Annotated in this window: 11 protein-coding genes; 7 read left to right on the top strand and 4 right to left on the bottom strand. The window is 39.1% G+C overall.

Annotated features, from left to right (window positions below; translation table 11 throughout):
- The first annotated feature begins 26 nt into the window (after nucleotides 1–26).
- Entirely contained in the window at nucleotides 27–551 is a 525-nt protein-coding gene (locus tag DC498_RS00250) for a winged helix-turn-helix domain-containing protein (protein WP_116872116.1), read from the top strand.
- Nucleotides 527–1099, top strand: coding sequence for an IS630 family transposase (locus DC498_RS00245; protein WP_116872115.1), 573 nt, complete (start codon nucleotides 527–529; stop codon nucleotides 1097–1099). The genes DC498_RS00250 and DC498_RS00245 overlap by 25 nt, the downstream gene beginning before the upstream one ends.
- Before the next feature lie 14 nt (nucleotides 1100–1113).
- On the opposite strand, the gene DC498_RS00240 is transcribed toward DC498_RS00245, so the two are convergent.
- The 3 genes from DC498_RS00240 to DC498_RS00230 all read right to left on the bottom strand — a co-directional run bounded on the left by DC498_RS00240 (nucleotide 1114) and on the right by DC498_RS00230 (nucleotide 5099).
- Nucleotides 1114–2400: a hypothetical protein gene (locus DC498_RS00240; RefSeq protein WP_133176719.1), complete on the bottom strand. Its 1287-nt coding sequence runs from the start codon at nucleotides 2398–2400 to the stop codon at nucleotides 1114–1116.
- Nucleotides 2401–2586: 186 nt separating this feature from the next.
- Entirely contained in the window at nucleotides 2587–3654 is a 1068-nt protein-coding gene (locus DC498_RS00235) for a calcium:proton antiporter (RefSeq protein ID WP_116872113.1), read from the bottom strand.
- A 65-nt stretch (nucleotides 3655–3719) separates the two neighbouring features.
- Nucleotides 3720–5099 carry a Gfo/Idh/MocA family protein gene (locus tag DC498_RS00230; RefSeq protein ID WP_116872112.1) on the bottom strand — a complete coding sequence of 460 codons (1380 nt, stop codon included), beginning with the start codon at nucleotides 5097–5099 and terminating at the stop codon, nucleotides 3720–3722.
- A 933-nt stretch (nucleotides 5100–6032) separates the two neighbouring features.
- On the opposite strand from DC498_RS00230, the gene DC498_RS00225 reads away from it, so the two are divergent.
- The 4 genes from DC498_RS00225 (at nucleotide 6033) to DC498_RS00210 (ending at nucleotide 15761) form a co-directional block, all read left to right on the top strand.
- Nucleotides 6033–7577, top strand: a complete 1545-nt coding sequence (locus DC498_RS00225) for a M20/M25/M40 family metallo-hydrolase (RefSeq protein WP_116872111.1) — start codon at nucleotides 6033–6035, stop codon at nucleotides 7575–7577.
- Nucleotides 7578–7939: 362 nt separating this feature from the next.
- Nucleotides 7940–11734 carry a PVC-type heme-binding CxxCH protein gene (locus tag DC498_RS00220; RefSeq protein WP_116872110.1) on the top strand — a complete coding sequence of 1265 codons (3795 nt, stop codon included), beginning with the start codon at nucleotides 7940–7942 and terminating at the stop codon, nucleotides 11732–11734.
- Nucleotides 11735–12082: 348 nt separating this feature from the next.
- The gene (locus DC498_RS00215; protein WP_240627796.1) at nucleotides 12083–13792 is read left to right on the top strand and encodes a hypothetical protein; all 1710 of its coding nucleotides are present in this window, start codon (nucleotides 12083–12085) and stop codon (nucleotides 13790–13792) included.
- A gap of 121 nt (nucleotides 13793–13913) precedes the next feature.
- The gene (locus DC498_RS00210) at nucleotides 13914–15761 is read left to right on the top strand and encodes a sensor histidine kinase (protein ID WP_116872109.1); all 1848 of its coding nucleotides are present in this window, start codon (nucleotides 13914–13916) and stop codon (nucleotides 15759–15761) included.
- Here DC498_RS00210 and DC498_RS00205 read toward each other — a convergent pair.
- Complete coding sequence (locus tag DC498_RS00205; protein ID WP_116872108.1) at nucleotides 15758–16393, bottom strand: response regulator transcription factor; 636 nt, start codon at nucleotides 16391–16393, stop codon at nucleotides 15758–15760. The two genes, DC498_RS00210 and DC498_RS00205, sit on opposite strands and share 4 nt — an antisense overlap.
- Nucleotides 16394–17200: 807 nt before the next feature.
- Between DC498_RS00205 and DC498_RS00200 the strand changes: the two genes are divergently transcribed.
- A complete protein-coding gene (locus tag DC498_RS00200; RefSeq protein WP_116872107.1) occupies nucleotides 17201–18379 on the top strand; it encodes a hypothetical protein in 1179 nt (392 codons plus the stop codon).
- Nucleotides 18380–18415 lie beyond the last annotated feature (36 nt).

The raw sequence follows: 18415 nt of genomic DNA, 5'->3' as shown, positions 1-18415 counted from the left end.
TTAACTTTGTTTTCAAAGTTAAAGCTATGCGTACTTTGAAATTAGTTTTTCACCTCAGTGATAATGATTTGAAGAAGCAATTATCTATAGCAACCGGCAAGCCTGAGTTTAACAGATGGCAGATTTTATATCTGGTACAAGTAGGAAAGATAACGTCAGCAGCAACAATAGCACCATTGGTTAATTTATCTACACAAAGTGTTTATAAGATAGTGGAAGGCTACAATAAATCAGGCATTTCCAGTGTGAACTGTAAACCACGTGGTGGTCGCCATCGTTTTTTATTAAGTACCGAACAGGAAACACATTTATTACAAAGTATTGAACAAAAGGCAGCTAAAGGATTAATAAAAACAGCAGAAGATATAAGATCTTTGGTCGAAAGTAAAGTTGGTAAAAAGGTATCGGATGATTATTTATGGGATTTACTAAAACGCAATGGATGGAAAAAGAAAATGCCTCGTCCTTACCATCCCAAAAGAGATGTTGCATCCCAACAGGAGTTTAAAAAAAACTCCCCCAGCGTTTGGCTTCCCTTCAATGGTCAGTAGAACAAGCTGCTCCAATCAAACCTATTGTTGTTTTCTTTGAAGATGAAGGTCGCTTTGGAAGAATAAGCAGGGAAATGTATTGTTGGGTAAGAAAAGATATGATACCCGCTGTTGCCAGGCAAATGGTACGGGAATATATTTATGCCTTCAGTGCAATAGCGCCACAAACAGGAGATTGCTTTTCCCTAATAGCCCCTCATTGTAATACAGACACAATGAACTGTTTTTTAACTCAATTGTCTGTTCAATACGCCGGCTATAGAATAGTGCTCCTGTTGGACAAAGCCGGTTGGCATATCAGTAAAAACCTTCTCCTGCCAGGCAATATCTTACTGCTACATCTACCACCTTATTCGCCGGAACTTAACCCGGTAGAATTACTTTGGCGGGAGACCAGAAGAAAATTCTTCCATAACAAAATCTTTAATTCCCTTGATCAGGTAGAAGATACATTAGCAACCGCACTCGCTTATTATCATCAACATACAACAGCCGTTAAACAACTTACTAATGCTTATTCCTATTTTAGTAAAATTGATGCCGGTTAATTATTAAATATATTCTACCTGTTAAAGGGATATTCATTTATCCAGTTAAACCCCCTGTTCATAAGCAGGAAGTCTTTTGTGTCCTTCCTTGTCATGAATATAGAAACAGAATCTTTCTGAATCATTCCTTTGAAGTTGAGTTTGTTTGAGCCCGGTGTATCATAATAAAGTGTATACTTCAAAGCAGTATCGGCTTTTGGGATAAAGTCAATTTTTTTTGAAATAGTATCCTGTATTATTGTAAACATGCTTGTCCTGTCTGTCATATCCTGCAAACGGGCAAATCCTTCCCACTCTATAAGGAATTCTTTCCATCTTATTGTGTCTGTAATTAAAGGGGGTAATGTGTCGTTGTTTATAACAAACGTATCTACATTGTACAAACCATAGAGCTTGGGTTTGGGAGCAGTGTCCCCATATTTTTTCTCCATTTGTTTTGCCTCGTAAATACCAAAAATGATTGTGTAGCCAATCAGCAATGTTTTTAATGATGCTTTCGCGATATGCATCCATTTTTTAGAAAAAACCGGTGCTTTGATTGGAGGAAGAGAAACTGGATTGTCTGTTAAAAAAAATCTTAATAAGCGCGTTGCATCATTTGATAATAAGAACAATGTCATAATAAACAACATGGATGATACTATCTTAACCGGCACATCATAAAAATAATTTACCGCCATCACATTTGCAGTAGTGCATAAGGTAATGACAGCGCCAAGTGTCATTGTTCTTCTGAACAGCAATAGCAGCGCCGCAATTTCGGCAAAGCCCATAAACAGGTTATAACCTTTGGAAAAACCAAGAAATGTCCATGCTAATCCCATAGGAGATGAGTCGCCGTAAGGCTGGGTAAGACGATATAAGTCTGGTGCAGGAAATTGCATTTTAATTACTTTCCAAAGCCCGTAGTTAAATAACATTAAAGCAACATAGTAACGTACCGCGGTAGTTAACCAGTAATAGAGTGTTTGATAGCTTTTTCTTTTCCTGTCCAACAGAGACCATATAACAGTTCCGGCAAAAGCAGAGCATGCAATTGTAAAAACAACTACGTAGTCATATGTTGTGTCACCGCTTCCGTTAGTAAATTCAGTAATGTCGTATGAAAGATGGAGTACGTGTTTTCCAATCCATGGAATAAGTTTTTGCAATAGTTCAGCAGGGTAATGCATAACAATTTCCCAAAAAGGAAAAGTGCCATTGTTTTGAATGACCATGAAAAGGATAAAAAAAATGAATATGAACCGGAAACTTATTTTCTTTAAGGGAGACCAGTACCGGTTACTTTGTAGATATTCCATCTTTTATTAAGGTTTGATACTTGCTGAATATTACAGAACATACTATGTTCAAAACATAGTATTGTTCGGGGTAATGGCGTATTGGTGCCAGGGGGAGGATTAAGCAGGCTGATCAAAAGATTGGTTATACTGATAGTATGGTTAAATATATGAAATACAGCCAGAAAAACAAGCAGGTTGAAGTAATTATGGATGAATAATGAGGAATATAAAAGTCAATAAATTTACCAGCAAAACCACGCCATAAATAAGGTTTGTTCTGCCACTTATCAGCGATAACATTACAATAAATACAGACAACCCTAACAGGATTATTGATTTATTGTCCAGCCCCAAAATGATTTTCATATCATATATGCTGCTTACTGTAGCTACGGCAGGTATGGTTAAACCAATGCTTGCAAGGGCCGATCCAAGCGCAAGATTTATACTGGTTTGCAGCTTGTTCTTCCTCGCAGCATTAATTGCCGCTATAGCCTCAGGCAATAATATTACCGCTGCTATAATAACCCCTACCAATGCTTTAGGTAAATTATAGCTGACTACAATATCTTCAATGGTTGGAGAAAGTTCTTTAGCGAGCAATACTACAATAATCAGGCTCAACAGTAAAAGAACAAGGCTGAAGATCATTTCCCTGTTGGTTATCATTGTTGCATGAGCCTCATCATTATCTCCTGAAAGAAAATAATCTCTGTGCCTTTTTGTTTGTGCCAATAAAAAGAATGCATAAATAATAAGGCATGCTACTGATACCAGTATAAGCTGTGATGTTGAATAATATGGGCCTGCCACACTTGATGTATACGAAGGGAAAACCATGGTAAGTACCACGATGGAAACAAGCGAGACCAATGCAATAGTTACTGAATGTTTTGAAAAGCTTTGTTCATGAAATTTCAGAGATCCTATAAAAAGGCAGAGACCGATTATGCCATTCAAAATAAGCATAGTGGCTGAGAAAACGGTATCCCTGGCTAATGATGCTGCTTCTTTGCCGCCGGCTACCATCAATGATATAATAATGGAAACCTCGATAATGGTTACCGCAACAGCGAGAATGATAGTGCCAAAAGGCTCACCAACTTTATGCGCTATAATTTCAGAATGATGAACAGCAGCCATTACGCTCAAAATCAGCAGTAATCCTGCAATAACCTGTATTATGCCGTTATTGGGGATAACACCCGAAAAATATAACAACCAGGTAATTACAGGAATAATGGTAGTCCATTGCAGTAGATTTTTTTTCATCAATTAATGTATTAGCTGCTGGTTAATGTTTTGCATCAGATGTTGTAGATCATGTTCGTTCAATATTAAATCACCTTCATGTTCTCAGCATCCCATGTTATTATTTTTTTTTCAAAATAGCTATCGTTACATGCAAGACATGGCGCTGCTGCACGAAAGCCAAATGTAGCGTCTTCGTATACTGAACTATCTGTTCTGATAGCATTGAAGAAATTTGCAAAATGCAACACATGCTCATCTTCACCATCAGGGGCTTTATAGCTAACATCAGGTTTTACAGGGCGTTGTTTATCTTCCCTGGAATACTTTTTATCGTAAGCATCTAATAAATTTTGCTGCATTGCCTGTGGATATGTATTCAGCGCATCCCAACCTCCAATACCGGGTGCTTTTGACAATATGTTATGCTGAACCGTTAAGCCACGGCTGAGTTCCATCACACCTTCATCTCCAATAATACGGGTAACGGAGCTTTCGCCTTTACCACTGCAAAAATTTACCCTTAATGTTAGCTGAAATGCGGGGTGTTCTTTTGTATCGGGATAATCCAGTATAGCCGTCATTACATCAGGTACGTCTCTGCCATCTTTCCAATATGCTGTTTGCCCCGATGCAAAAATTTTACCAGGACCCCTGGAACCTGTTATCATATGTACACGGGTAATGAGATGAACGAACAGATCACCGGCAACGCCTGTTCCAAAATCTTTATAATTTCTCCACCAGAAAAATTTTTTCGCATCAAAAGGTTCCTTTGGCATTGAAGCGATATACCTGTCCCAGTCAATCGTTTCAGTTGATATATCAGTGGGCATGGTATATTGCCATGCGCCTAATGCGCTGTGCCTGTCGTTGGATGCTTCAATACAATTGATCTTTCCTATTTCACCGGAGCGGTATAACGCTCTTGCCTTTGTAAATACTGAGCCGCTTATACTCTGGCTGCCGATCTGCATGATCTTTTTTGTTTGCTGCTGTACATTAATAACCGGCAGTCCTTCTTCTATTTTGTGAACCATTGGCTTTTCGCAGTATACATGCTTGCCCTTGTTCATGGCGTCTTTTGCTATACGTGCATGCCAGTGATCGCCTGTTGCGATAATTACCGCATCAATATCTTTTTTTTCTAAAATTTCCCGATAATCGCGGGTTGTGTAAATATGCCTGCCGTATTTTTCTTTTACACGTTCAAGACGTCCGGTATATAAATCACAGGCCGCCGCCAGTTCAACACCCGGAATTTTCAAAGCGGTGTCTGTGTCGCTGTTGCCCATAATGCCCATACCTATAGTAGCAATGCGGAGTTTGTCGTTTGGACCAATGATTTTTTGTTCCGGAAGAATGATTGCATCATTTTCTTTAAAAGCCATAATTGAGCCTGCTGATAATGCAAGCCCTGAGGATCCAAGTTGTTGTAAAAATTTTCTGCGCGATGATCCGGCCATAATAGTAAAGATTTGATAGACAAAGTTTATTAATCGGCTATAAGTTAGATAATTTGTGCGAAAGAAGGATACTTATTCCTGTCTTCGGCTGCATTTCAGGCTCACATTCCGGATAATGTATTGTCATTAATATTCAATCTTATTGTCTTGATAACCTATCGTAACTAACAACACTAACCCTGTTATCTTCAACTTAATATTCATTTAATTTAAAAGCAGGTAAGAGGTTTTACGGTAATAAAATAATAAGGTAGGGCTTATGACGCTGGTTTGTTATGAAGATAATAGGATTAGCAGTGCTCAATATAATTGCTCATCATCGTTATACATGATTGCCCAAATTAGGTCGGATTATTAGCTATCTGGCCATCTCTCACCTGTGAAAATTATATATATACCTTCATCATTTAACCACGAAGTACGTTAAGCCTTTACCACATTGAATCATTTCTTTGTGCCTCTTTGTGTAAACCCTTTGCGTATTTTGTGACTAAAATCTACATGTAATTACAGAAAGATTAAAACAGTGAAATCACAGAATTTATCTTCGTGCTTTGCTGCAATGCGGTTTTGTTAATTATATATACCTTCATTGTTTACCTGCGAAGTCCACTAAATCTTTACCACGTAGAATCGTTTCTTTGTGCCTCTTTGTGTAAACCCTTTGTGTATTTTGTGACTAAAATCTACATGTAATTACAGAAAGATTAAAACAGTGAAATCACAGAATTTATCTTCGTGCTTTGCTGCAATGCGGCTTTGCTAATTTGAATTGCAATCATTACATTCTTTCAAAGGTTTGGGCAACCCGTGCCGATACCTGGCTATTACCTAATAAAATCAGACCGTGCTGCAGTTAATTTTTCCTCGCTATTCTCCTCTTTTTCCCCCAACACTTCTTAATTTTAACGCTTCAAAAAATCAATCAGCATCATGAAGAAAAATTTTTTACTGCTTGTGTTTTCGTTTGTATATGTAATCAGCAATGCGCAAAATGATAGTATTATCATAAGTGCAATACAAAAAGAAGGCACTGAAAATTCCCAGTTAGAGAAACTTGCTCATGAATTATTAGATAAGATTGGACCCCGCCTCGTAGGCTCTCCTAAAATGCAGCAGGCGCATGATTGGGTGGTATCAACATATAGCGGATGGGGCATTTCAGCCAAAAATGAAAAATGGGGTGAATGGCGCGGATGGGAAAGAGGCATCACACATATTGATATGATGGCGCCCTGGGTAAAATCTCTTGAAGGAACACAACTTGCATGGTGCCCTTCTACAGGCGGGAAGGCAGTAACAGCCGATGTAATTATTTTACCTGATGTAACAGACTCAGTTGCTTTTGCAAAATGGCTTCCTGCGGCAAAAGGAAAATTCATTATGATATCTATGAACCAGCCTACAGGACGCCCTGATTATAACTGGGAAGAATTTGGCAAGGCAGCGTCTGTAGAGAAAATGAAAAAAAATCGTGACTCGCTCACCTCAGCCTGGGCAGACAGGATTAAGAAAACGGGATATACTACCCAGGCATTGCCTGAAGCATTGGAGAAAGCAGGCGCTGCGGGTATATTAACATCGTATTGGTCAAGAGGTTTTGGTGTGAGCAAAATATTCGGCGCCAGAACGAAAAAAATTCCGACTGTAGATATAGCGCTTGAAGATTATGGTTTATTATACAGGCTGATTGAATCGGGAAGTAAACCAAGGATTAGTATTCAAACTGATTCAAAAGAAAAAGGAATTGTACCTACTTATAATACTATTGGCGAAATTAAAGGCAGCGAAAAACCAAATGAATATGTAATGCTTTCTGCGCATCTTGATTCATGGGATGGCGGTACGGGCGCTACCGATAATGGCACAGGCACATTAGTGATGCTTGAAGCAATGCGCATCTTAAAGAAAATATATCCCAATCCTAAAAGAACAATACTGGTGGGTCACTGGGGTAGTGAAGAACAAGGGTTAAATGGTTCGGGAGCATTTGTGGAAGATCATCCTGATATAGTGAGTAACCTGCAGGCATTATTTAACCAGGATAATGGAACAGGCAGGGTCACCAATATTTCCGGTATGGGTTTTTTACATTCATATGAGTATATCAGCAGGTGGCTTTCCAAAGTGCCTTCCAGTATTAAAGATGATATTCAAACCTCATTTCCCGGTATGCCCGGTGGTGGTGGATCAGATTTTGCGTCTTTTGTAATTGCAGGCGCGCCTGGTTTTTCTTTGAGCTCACTGAGTTGGTCTTATGGCACTTACACATGGCATACCAACCGTGATACTTATGATAAAATAGTTTTTGATGATGTAAGAAGCAATGCTATTCTCACTGCTATTTTAGTATACATGGCTTGCGAAGATCCGCAGCGTACATCAAGAGAAAGAATTGTAATGCCTGTAAATTCCAAAGGTGAGCAATCAAAATGGCCAACAAAAAGAACACCTAACCGCAGGGGAGGATTGGATTAGCCCATAGCTGTCAGCTATGGGCTATCGGCTGACAGCTATATTAATATACATCAGCGCTATTAAGCAATCTGTACTTAATTTTTCTTGCTGCATTATACTGAAATATTTGTTGTAGTACAAAGAGTGCTTACCTGTTGGCAGGCAAGCAATGTAACTTAGGTTGATGCAGCTGGGTCTATAATAAAATAAATAATAAAATATATACTTATCACTTCAAATAAATTTGCTTCCTTTTGCTAACTTCTTTCCTTCGCGTGCAAACAAAAATGATTTTACGAATATTTGTCCATTTCAATTCTCAAAAAGCCCTATATTCATTCCTGATTTTTCATAAAGCTTCATATATCCATAACTGTTATTGAATGAAATCACTGACGCTCTTTGCTGCTATCTTAATTATCTTCTCTGCGTGCAACCCCAAACATAAAGACATTGGCAAAATAAATCACCTGAAATTGGTTGCAGGTGATGACGGTAAAACCATATCGCTGTATAAAGAAGGTTTTGATGGACCAGTATTAATACAACACGCAGAAAATGATTTCCGCCCTTATATCCATCCCATAGTTGCACCGGATGGAAAAGGTGTATTAACAGAGTTCAGCCCGGGGCATCATAAACATCAGACAGGATTATACTGGGGATTTACAAAAGTGAATGAGCGTGATTATTTTCATCATCCCGCAGATGGCTACTGGAAAAAAGTTTCCGCGGATATTATTCAGCAGGATGGCGAAGAAGTAAAATGGCAAACCGTATATGATATGCTGGATGAAAAAGGCTATGCAATTATGCGGCAAACGCAAAACTGGGCGATGGCACAGGATAGTGGTAAATATTTTTTAACGCTGGAATGGAAAGGAGAGGCAAAAACCGATGTTACCATTGGCAAATATGATTATGGCGGATTGTTTTTACGCATGCCCTGGACAGAAGGTATGAAAGCGGAAGTAATTAACGCCGCCAGGCAAAAAAATGAAAAAGCTGAAGGACAACGCGCCATGTGGGTTGATGTAGGAATGCAGGTTGAAGGCAGAAATGATTTTGCTCATACTGCTATATTCGATCACCCGGATAACAGGGGCTACCCGCAACACTGGCGTGTAGACGGGCAGTTTGGTGTTGGACCTGCTACTGCAAGAGACAGCAGTATTATTATTAAAAATGGCGAAACTGAAACCTATAAGCATCGCCTGATGATATATACCGGGTCGTTTAACGACAGGGATGTATCGGATGCATGGGGAAAATATACCGGTAAAACTTCTTTATATTCTACCACAGAATTATGGCAGATGGCGCAGCAGGAAGCGCTGAGCGCAAAATTCTTAACGCCTGATGAAGCGGTGGAAGCTATGACATTGAATGACGGTAATAAAGTAAACATATGGGCCGCAGAACCGATGATGACGCAGCCGATGGCGTTTTGCTGGGATGATCGCGGACGGTTATGGATAGCTGAAAACAAAGATTATGAATCAAGAGGCTCAGGGTTTTCAAATGCCGGTGATAGCAGGATCATTATCCTGGAAGATACCAATCATGACGGGAAAGCAGATACACGGAAAGTTTTTATGGAAGGCATTGCCTTTCCTTCTGCTTTAGCCGTTGGCTTTGATGGTGTGTTTGTCGGCGCTCCGCCAAACCTGCTTTTTATTCCGGACAAAAACCATGATGATGTGGCTGATAAAGATATTGAAGTGAGACTAACGGGATGGGGTATACGCGACCGGCATGAAACATTGAACAGCTTTCACTGGGGCCCTGACGGCTGGCTGTATGGCTGCCAGGGATTTGCAACACCATCTAAAGTAAGAAAACCAAAAGGAAAAGGGAAAATATACAGGCATAAAGATCCATTTCCTGAAAATATACTGGAAGGCGATGGTGTAGATATCAATGGCGGTGTATGGCGCTATCATCCTACAAAAGATAAATTTGAAGTGGTGGCACATGGTTTCAGTAATCCCTGGGGAATTGATTATGATGCAAAAGGACAGTTGTTTATCAGTGCCTGTGTAATTCCACACATGTGGCATGTAATACCAGGCGGTATATATCACCGCCAGGGCGGACAGCATTTTAATCCTTTCGTATATGACGACATAAAAACCATCACCGATCATAGTCACCGTTCTGCACATGGCGGAGCGAGAATATACCAGTCTGATGCATTTCCGGCGGTTGACAAAGGGCGGATATTTATGTGTAATATTCATGAACATGCGGTATTGTCTGATATATTGGAAAGAAAAGGATCAGGATTTGTGGCCCATCATGGCGAAGATTTTATGATGGCTAATAATGGACAATGGGTGGGCTTTAGTATGGAGGTTGGGCCAGATGGCGGTATATATGCACTGGACTGGCATGATGCTGATATATGCGGGCAAACAGTGAAGAATTCAGAAACAGGAAGGATATTCAGGATAATGCCTGCAAAATCAGCAGCAGAAAACTGGAATGGGAGATACAGTGATCTTTCAAGGCTAACAGATGTGCAGTTAGCGCAATTGCAAACAAGCATGAGCGACTGGCATGCACGCAGAGCCCGTGTTATTCTGCAGGGAAGAGCGGTGAACAAAGCATTGGAAAGAACGGCTTATGATAAATTGGCTGAACTGTATACTTCGTCATCAAATGCAGATCATCGCCTGCGCGCCATGTGGGCACTCTATGTTACCAAAAGTTTAACCGCCGATATGCTGGTAAAGGCATTGGACGATAAAGATGAATATATCAGGGCCTGGGCGATACAGATATTGTATGAAGATGCAGATGTGCCTGCATCAGCATCTGCAAAGATGATCGCGATGGCACAAAAAGATGCATCACCTATTGTGCGTTTATATCTTGCTTCGGCAATACAGCGTGTTGATATAGAAACAGGCTGGAAACTTGCAGAAGCGCTAACAAAACATGCGGAAGACCAGGCAGATCACAATCTTCCTAAAATGATATGGTTTGGTTTTGAAAAGATAGTGAAAGAAGACACAAAGCGGGCGCTGAATATTGCCGTTAATTCAAATATTCCGCTGATCACCACTTTTACCGCACGCAGAATTGTAGACGCGAATGCGATTGAGGATTTGGTAACGGCGATAAATACACAACCTGCTTCGGTTAATTATTTGCTGGAAGGCATGCTTGCCGGCATGGAAGGGCGCGTTGATTTAAAATCACCTTCTAACTGGAAAAATGCATATACCACTCTAAAAGGTAAAAACAATAAATCATCGCAGCTTGCAGATGATATAAACGCGTTATTTGGAGATGCTGAAGCCGCCAAGATTTCGCTTGCAGTTTTAAGTGATAAAAAGAATGCCGCTGAACAACGCATTAAAGCTTTAAAGGCTTTATCTGCCCAGCAGAGAAAAGAGCTGATACCATTGCTGGAAGGATTACTGAATGAACCACAGATGAAAACAGAGGCGATACGTGCAATAGCAGCGTTTAATAATACCGGGCTTGGCAATATGCTCTTGTCAAAATACCATAATTTGAATGAAGAAGAAAAAGCGCAGGCGGTGAATACGCTTTCATCGCGTCCTGCCTATGGATGGATATTGGCACAGGCGATTAAAAAGAATACGATACCACGCAAAGACATTTCGGCAAATGTTGCGAGACAGTTGCGCAGGGTGGTTGGCAGCGGCTTTGTGGAAATATGGGGACCGATTGATGATAAGCCTGCCAACAGCAAAGAATATGAAAAATATAAATCACTGGTAACAGGTCAGCATGCAAAAAAGCCTGATGTCAATAATGGGCAAGTAGTATTTTCAAAAACCTGCGCTACCTGTCATACCCTTTTTGGAAACGGAGGAAAGATTGGTCCTGATCTGACAGGCAGCAACCGCTCTAATATTGATTACCTGCTTGCCAATATATTAGACCCCAGCGGCGATATACAGGATGCCTATAAAATGCTTGTGATAACTACAAGAGATGGCAGAACATTTTCCGGGAATCTTGTTTCAGAAAACGACAGGCAGATTACCATGCGTGTGGTTGGACAGGATGATGTAGTATTAAACAAATCAGCTATTCAGTCCAGGGAAGTAATGAATACATCTATGATGCCGCAGGGGTTACTGAATAATTTAAGTGATCAGGAAGTGGCTGACTTACTGGGGTATTTGATGAAGGGAAAATAATAAAATAACCTTATCTGCAAGGTATCAGATATGGATGGAAAAGTGATTTCCGGCGATATATACCGGTGATTATTCCCGGAAAAGAGTAATCTGTCGGCTAAACAAGTCTATCCGTCGAAAAACAGTAAATCGCTATTGCAATACCACGGGATATTAATATCTTCGCCCCGGTTTTTCATAGGATATTGGATTTAAAACGGGGCGGATTTCTATCCACCCTTTTTGTTTTTAGGCTATCTGAAGTTGTAAAATCGCTTAAATAACACATATTTGTAATAAGGGCTCTATTTTAGATATACTATTTATATTTACTCGTGCACACTTACCTTTGATTACATTGATCTCCATATGCTGAAAAAACACATCTTTTCTTTACAACATATTTTGTTTGCGGCTTTCTTATTGTGGAATTATGATGCATTCAGCCAGTCAGACCGGATTCCGCTTGGGAATAAACAATACCAGTTGTTAGACAGGCTTGATATCAAGTTGCAAAATGATTCTGTGCTTTCTTTTTCTGCTATAAAGCCTTATAGCAGAAAGCTGTATACTGAAAGAGCAGAATATATTGATTCACTAGACAAAGCAGGTGTAATATCGGATCAGTTGTCTGATGTTGACCGTTACAATATCAGGAGTGTGCTGATGAACAATGCGGAATGGACAAAAGCTTTTGGCGATTCTTTCAGCGTGCGTAAGCCTATCCTTAATACATTCTTTAAAACTCCTGCCCATTTATACGAAACCTATAGCAAGGATTTTATACTGATCATTGACCCGGTTTTAAACCTGCAGATGGGTAAATCATCAGAGTTTGATAAAACATTGTTTACAAATACGAGAGGTATAACCCTGCGCGGTAATATTGGAAAAAAACTGGGTTTCTACACTTATATAACAGAAAACCAGGAAAGAGATCCCCTGTATGTACAACAATATGTAAATAAACATCTGGGAGTACCTAACGCGGGTTATTTTAAATTTCTATCCGGTGGTGGTTACGATTATTTTGATGCAAGAGGAGGTATAGATTTCGCGGCGTCCAAATTCATTAATCTTCGTTTTGGATATGATAAGCTTTTTTTAGGTAACGGATACCGGAGTTTAATGTTGAGCGATTTTAGTAACAATTACCTGTTCCTGCAAATGGACGTGCAGTTACGCAAGTTTGCATACAAGAGTGTATATGCTGAATTGATTGCACCATTTAGTCCTATTCCCAACAGGGATACCGTTAGATACAAAAATTATATGGCATTTCACCATCTTAGCCTGCAGTTGGCAAAATGGTTAAATGTTGGTGTATACGAAAATGTGATATATAACGGAAGAAACGGTATAGAGCTGAGTTATTTAAATCCTATCATGTTTTACAGGGCTATGGAAATGCAGTTGGGAAGCGGCAATTCAAAGGCAACCATTGGTATTGATGTTAAGTCAAACCTGCTCAAAACACTTCAGTTGTATGGTAATCTTGTTATAGGAGAGTTTGTGTTTAAGGATCTTAAAAATTACGGCAGTGGTAGTTGGTTAAATAAACAGGCGTTGCAGGTTGGCGGCAAGTATATTGATGTACTTGGCGTTAAAAATCTTGATCTGCAGGCTGAGGTTAATATAATCAGGCCGTTTATGTATGCGCATAAAGACAGCAGTACCGCATTTACACATTATAACACTGAATTGGCCCATCCTTTAGGAGCAAACTTCAGGGAATATATTGCTGTTTTAAAATACCAGCCATTCAACAAATTATACCTTACCGGTAAATTAATGTACAACTATAAAGGGCTTGATTCAGCCGGTGTAAATATGGGCGGCGATATTTTCCGGAGTTATGATACCCGTCCGCGTGATTACGGTTTTTTTATTGGTACAGGAGTTCCTGTAAAATCCCTGCTTGCATCTTTTTCAGCTTCATATGAATTGTTACAAAATTTATTTATAGATGTGAGTGTTGCCAATCGCAGCTATAACGTACAGGAACAACCGAAGCAGAGCGAATTCTTTTTTTCTACCGGGCTAAGATGGAATATCGGGAAGCGGGAGTTTGAGTTTTAGGTAGTAACAGGATATGTTATTTTACATCAGGTGATACCAATATTTATGTGAACCTGGATATTAATCCGTGTTTAAAATTGCTGTGGCAATCAGTTAATTGTAATGCAGAAATAATACGGGTATGGGTATTTCCAAAGCTTCCATTCTTATTGCATTGTTATATTGTACTGTAACTGTTTCTTTTGCACAGCAGCAAAACTTATTCAATGATAGTATCTATAGCTTTTCCTCCGATTTACCACCTGCGGCTATTCATATAATTCCTGATCAGTATCATTATACTTCTTATGACGGGCGAAAAATAAATTTTGGGCTTGTTACCCGCAACAAGTGGTGTTATGTTGTAATCAAGATAGCAGGGATTTCCCAAAGAGAGCAATATGTATTGTCTGTAGACAATACCAGCATTGATACCGTATTATTTTTTCAACTCACTAAAACCGGCCTAAAAGAAGAGAAATACAGCGGCGGTAACCTGACGCCTTATAATACTGCAAGAAAATATGTATGGCATACCATGCCCGTTAATATAGGCGACGTTGCAACTTATTACCTGGCAGTTTTCCAGGATCAGGGGAAAAATATAAATGTCGGTTATAAAATAATGACTGTGGATGAGCTCGATAAGCGCTATTCCGGTTTTGACAGGTTAATATGGTTTTACCTGGGTGTTGTTTTTCTTATTATAGTGGCAGTAATGTATGGATGGTTCATCTTCCGGAATAAAGCACTGGGGTATTATGTGCTGTATATTATCTGTATTACAGCATGGATATTATCGCATTACGGGTATTTATATCCTATGCTTTATCATAACCTGCCTGTGCTTAATGGTATAATAAAACCATTATCCATATGCTGGGGATTGCTTTCTTTCTGCTATCTTTTGCGTGCATTGTTTAAACGGGATATAAAGAGCGATAAGTTTGGCGGAAGCATTCTGAAATATATTACCCGGCCTGGTGTACTATTAACTGCAACCTTTGCTATTTATATTTTTATACCAAAGTGGGGGTATGCCCCGGCAATATTCAACCTGGTGTGGCATACTTATTTTATCATATCTTTTTTGGGTATATTGCTTGTATTGAAACGGCTGCTTGAAAAAAGCGCTGCAGCACGGTTATTTGCGCTGGCAATGGGTATAATGGTGCTGATGTCTGTTCAGCAGGTATTGTCTAACTCCGGGGTTTTCCATAATACTTTTTTAAACGATCACGGCATGCTGCTTGCAAGCATGGCCGAAATGATGGTACTTACCTGCGCTACCTTTTTGAATATCTGGGAAGACAGGAGGCGTACAGCCCGGCATATTGTACAACTGGAAGAAGAACACTCCAAAACGCTGGAGCAATTAGTGACCGTACAGGATAATGAACGGCGCAGGATTGCCGGAGAATTGCATGACAGCATAGGCCCAATGCTGGCAGCGCTAAAAATAAATTTTCGATTGATAACATCAAAAGCAAATAACGGATTACCGGCACAACTGGTGGATAGAACCGAAGATATCCTGGATGGTTCTATGGCAGAGATAAGAAATATTTCGCACCAATTGATGCCAAAGGGATTATCCTCTGAAGGGCTGATCGTTTCTCTTTCCAGGTATTTCAGCGACCTTCAGGAGGTGTATAAAATACCTGTTCAATTCCATCACAGCATTACAACTTCTGTGCATAAGGATGTGCAGTTAAATGTATACAGGATCATGTGCGAGCTGGTATTAAACGCGGCCAAGCATAGTAAGGCTTCCTGTATTTCCGCTGCCATTGAAACAACGGGCGGAGCGGTAATGGTAACGGTAAAAGATGATGGCAGAGGGTTTGATCCATCAGGTATAAAAGAAGAAACACTGGGCTTAAGCAATATTGGAAGCCGCGTGAATTATTTAAAAGGTAACCTTAACATTGAATCCGCTGCCGGTAAAGGAGCGTGTATTACAATAGCAATTCCTAAGAAAAATGATTAGAGTTTTATCAGCCCCATGCTGTTGGCTTTTAATAACAAGCCGATACGGTTTTTTACATTGAATTTTTCAAACAGCCTGGCGCGGTAGGAGTCTACAGTTGATTCGCTTAAAAACATTTTTTCCGCTATTTCCATGTAGCTTAGATCGGTGCACATGTATTGCAGCAGTTCCTTTTCCCTGTCTTTCAAAACAGGAACAGGCTCGCTGTTTTTATGAGCTATAAAATTACCGATTTGCTTGGTAACATGCGGTGTATAATAGTAGCCGTATTTCACAATGCTTTGCAGGGCGTTTTGCAATTCTTCCGCGCTTACGTTTTTCAACAAATAGCCTTTAACGCCGTATTGCAGCATTTTAATAACGCTGTTATCATCATTTTCCATGGTTAGAGCTAAAACATGTACGGGTAAATTTTGTTGAAATATCCATTCCGCTACCTCAATGCCGTTTTTGCCGGGCATATTAATATCAAGCAATAATATATCTGGCAGGTCATTTTCCTGCAACATTTTTATAGCCTGATCTCCATTCTGCACCGTCCATATAACCTTACACGCATCAAAAGCATTGATGAGCGATTCCAGCGAATCGCAGAATATTTTATGGTCATCTGCAATGGCTACGGTAGTCATTTATTTCTGTAGTAAATGTTAAAGGTACTGAAGATTGCCAAGGGGAAAGCATGAAAGGTTTCATGGTTTTTCCTGATGGAATTTGAGGATTATTCCTGCAAGGAGATTTGAAGCAGGTGAGTAGTTTTGAAATAACAAAGCAATGATATAAAAATTGAAGGAGTTCAATGGACACTCCTTTCAAAAAACAATATCTTATAAAATTCCTCCCGCCGTAGCCGCAACGTAGCTGTTAAAAGCAGGAAGATTCCTGAAGTTATTACGTAACAGTCCCTTTTATTCACCCGATTGAACCCAAAGGCATAAGTATGAAATAGCCAATAACAAAGATTATGTGTTTAGGCTTGACAATAGTAGCAATTTGACAAAAAAAATGGGAACCAATATAGGCGTAACGTAGCGTTATGGTTTCTTTGGCTTGGCTGTTGACTAGTTAAACGCTAAAATTTCTACTGCCTATTATCTGTTGGGAAATTTCCAGTGGGAGGGAATAACAGGTTCCAAAAAAATGCTGTATAAGTATTTTCGGTGAAGGGAGTACGTTGTAGGTGGCAATGTAGTGATTAAAAAGTTATAGAATGAGCTGGGCTGTTAAAAAATAAGACCGAGATAAAGATTAGTTTGATAAACATCTCTGGAATCAGGCGCTGTTAAATAATTACAATCGACTATAGTTGTTTAAACTCGGATAAATAACGTAAATCGGAGAGTTGCCTGCTATGTTGTAGGAAACACCCCTCCCTATTTAGGGTTAAAACACCTCTTTCACGAAATGCTTTTTATTAACTTCAAAATGAATATTAAACAATGAAAAAAATAATTTTAATTGTTCTTGTAATTTCAACAAATTACACTTTCGCACAAAATTGCGAACTCATTGCCAAATATGGTGTATATGATACTCGGACAACAAATTCATCCAGAGAAAGAGCCATTTCCTATTTGAAGCTGTTCAAAAGAGATGTAAATATGACATATCAAGAAGCAAAGGATTATAGTGCTTCAATAGGGATACCAATTGAAGGAGTTCTAGTTGAACTAGGGCTTGATGCCAGTGAGTCATCTTACAAGAAATTTGTTGAATCTGTTCTTAATATGACTACCTACGATGAATTCTTTATAGAGAAAATACAAATTGTAAGCAAAACAGTTAATAAGGATATTATTCAGATACTTGCCGAATGTTACAGGCAAGATGGCATACATGCGAGGATAGAAAATACAGATGATGATAATATTTCGTATCTGATAGTTTATTACAAAAAAACCGGCAATAGCCCTGGCGCAAAACTAAGATTATCATGGAACGCTAAAAGAGAAGACATGACATTGAATGGCAGTCAGTACAATAAAAGATATGATTTTATTATCAAAACAGATGAAGTTATTCGTTTTGCAATTAGTAGGAATAAAAACATTTCAATACCTTTTGTTTTAAATCTAAATGGTGGAGAAACTGTTACTATTCATACTGGTAATTTAGCAATTTATAAAACAAAGCCACAGGTTACAACCCCAACTTCAACTTTGAAATTTCATGAACTAAAGCGTCAAAACCTAGAGAGGACACCCCAAGCAACTAAAGTAGGTGATGGAGATGAAGAACTTAAGAGATTCTCTTCGACTCATCTTTTTGGCAGCTTTTCTTTAGGACTTGAAAGCGAATCATCACTTGTTGGGGTGCTTTCTGCAACTATTAAGGAAGAACAAGGAGACTGGACAGAATTTAGATTAAGTAAAACATACAAAATCTTTACAGCACCAGAAGAATATAGAATTATTGGATTCAAAATAAAAGATGAATCTAGTTTTACCTCATCCTTTGACAAATATCAATCGAACTGGACAATGACCGAACATGTAGCCAGCGGCCCATTAGATGCCTTAGATTGGTCTGGTGATACCGGTAGAAATCAAGATCAAATAGAAGGATGTTGGATTATTCCACATTTAAAGAGTATAATAATAATAATGGAAAAAAAATAGAAATAAAAACTACAGATTGGGAATGACCACATTCCC

Source organism: Terrimonas sp., assembly GCF_003075435.1.
In the GTDB taxonomy this organism is placed as follows: Bacteria; Bacteroidota; Bacteroidia; order Chitinophagales; family Chitinophagaceae; genus Agriterribacter.
The sequence above is the reverse complement of the archived record's forward strand: the minus strand, read 5'-3'. Positions and strand labels throughout refer to the sequence as shown.

Bases quoted from the DNA above. Each gene is read 5' to 3' on its own strand.
- DC498_RS00250 (WP_116872116.1), top strand. From the start codon at position 27: ATGCGTACTTTGAAATTAGTTTTTCACCTCAGTGATAATGATTTGAAG.
- DC498_RS00240 (WP_133176719.1), bottom strand. From the start codon at position 2,400: ATGGAATATCTACAAAGTAACCGGTACTGGTCTCCCTTAAAGAAAATA.
- DC498_RS00235 (WP_116872113.1), bottom strand. From the start codon at position 3,654: ATGAAAAAAAATCTACTGCAATGGACTACCATTATTCCTGTAATTACC.
- DC498_RS00230 (WP_116872112.1), bottom strand. From the start codon at position 5,099: ATGGCCGGATCATCGCGCAGAAAATTTTTACAACAACTTGGATCCTCA.
- DC498_RS00225 (WP_116872111.1), top strand. From the start codon at position 6,033: ATGAAGAAAAATTTTTTACTGCTTGTGTTTTCGTTTGTATATGTAATC.
- DC498_RS00220 (WP_116872110.1), top strand. From the start codon at position 7,940: ATGAAATCACTGACGCTCTTTGCTGCTATCTTAATTATCTTCTCTGCG.
- DC498_RS00215 (WP_240627796.1), top strand. From the start codon at position 12,083: ATGCTGAAAAAACACATCTTTTCTTTACAACATATTTTGTTTGCGGCT.
- DC498_RS00210 (WP_116872109.1), top strand. From the start codon at position 13,914: ATGGGTATTTCCAAAGCTTCCATTCTTATTGCATTGTTATATTGTACT.
- DC498_RS00205 (WP_116872108.1), bottom strand. From the start codon at position 16,393: ATGACTACCGTAGCCATTGCAGATGACCATAAAATATTCTGCGATTCG.
- DC498_RS00200 (WP_116872107.1), top strand. From the start codon at position 17,201: ATGAAAAAAATAATTTTAATTGTTCTTGTAATTTCAACAAATTACACT.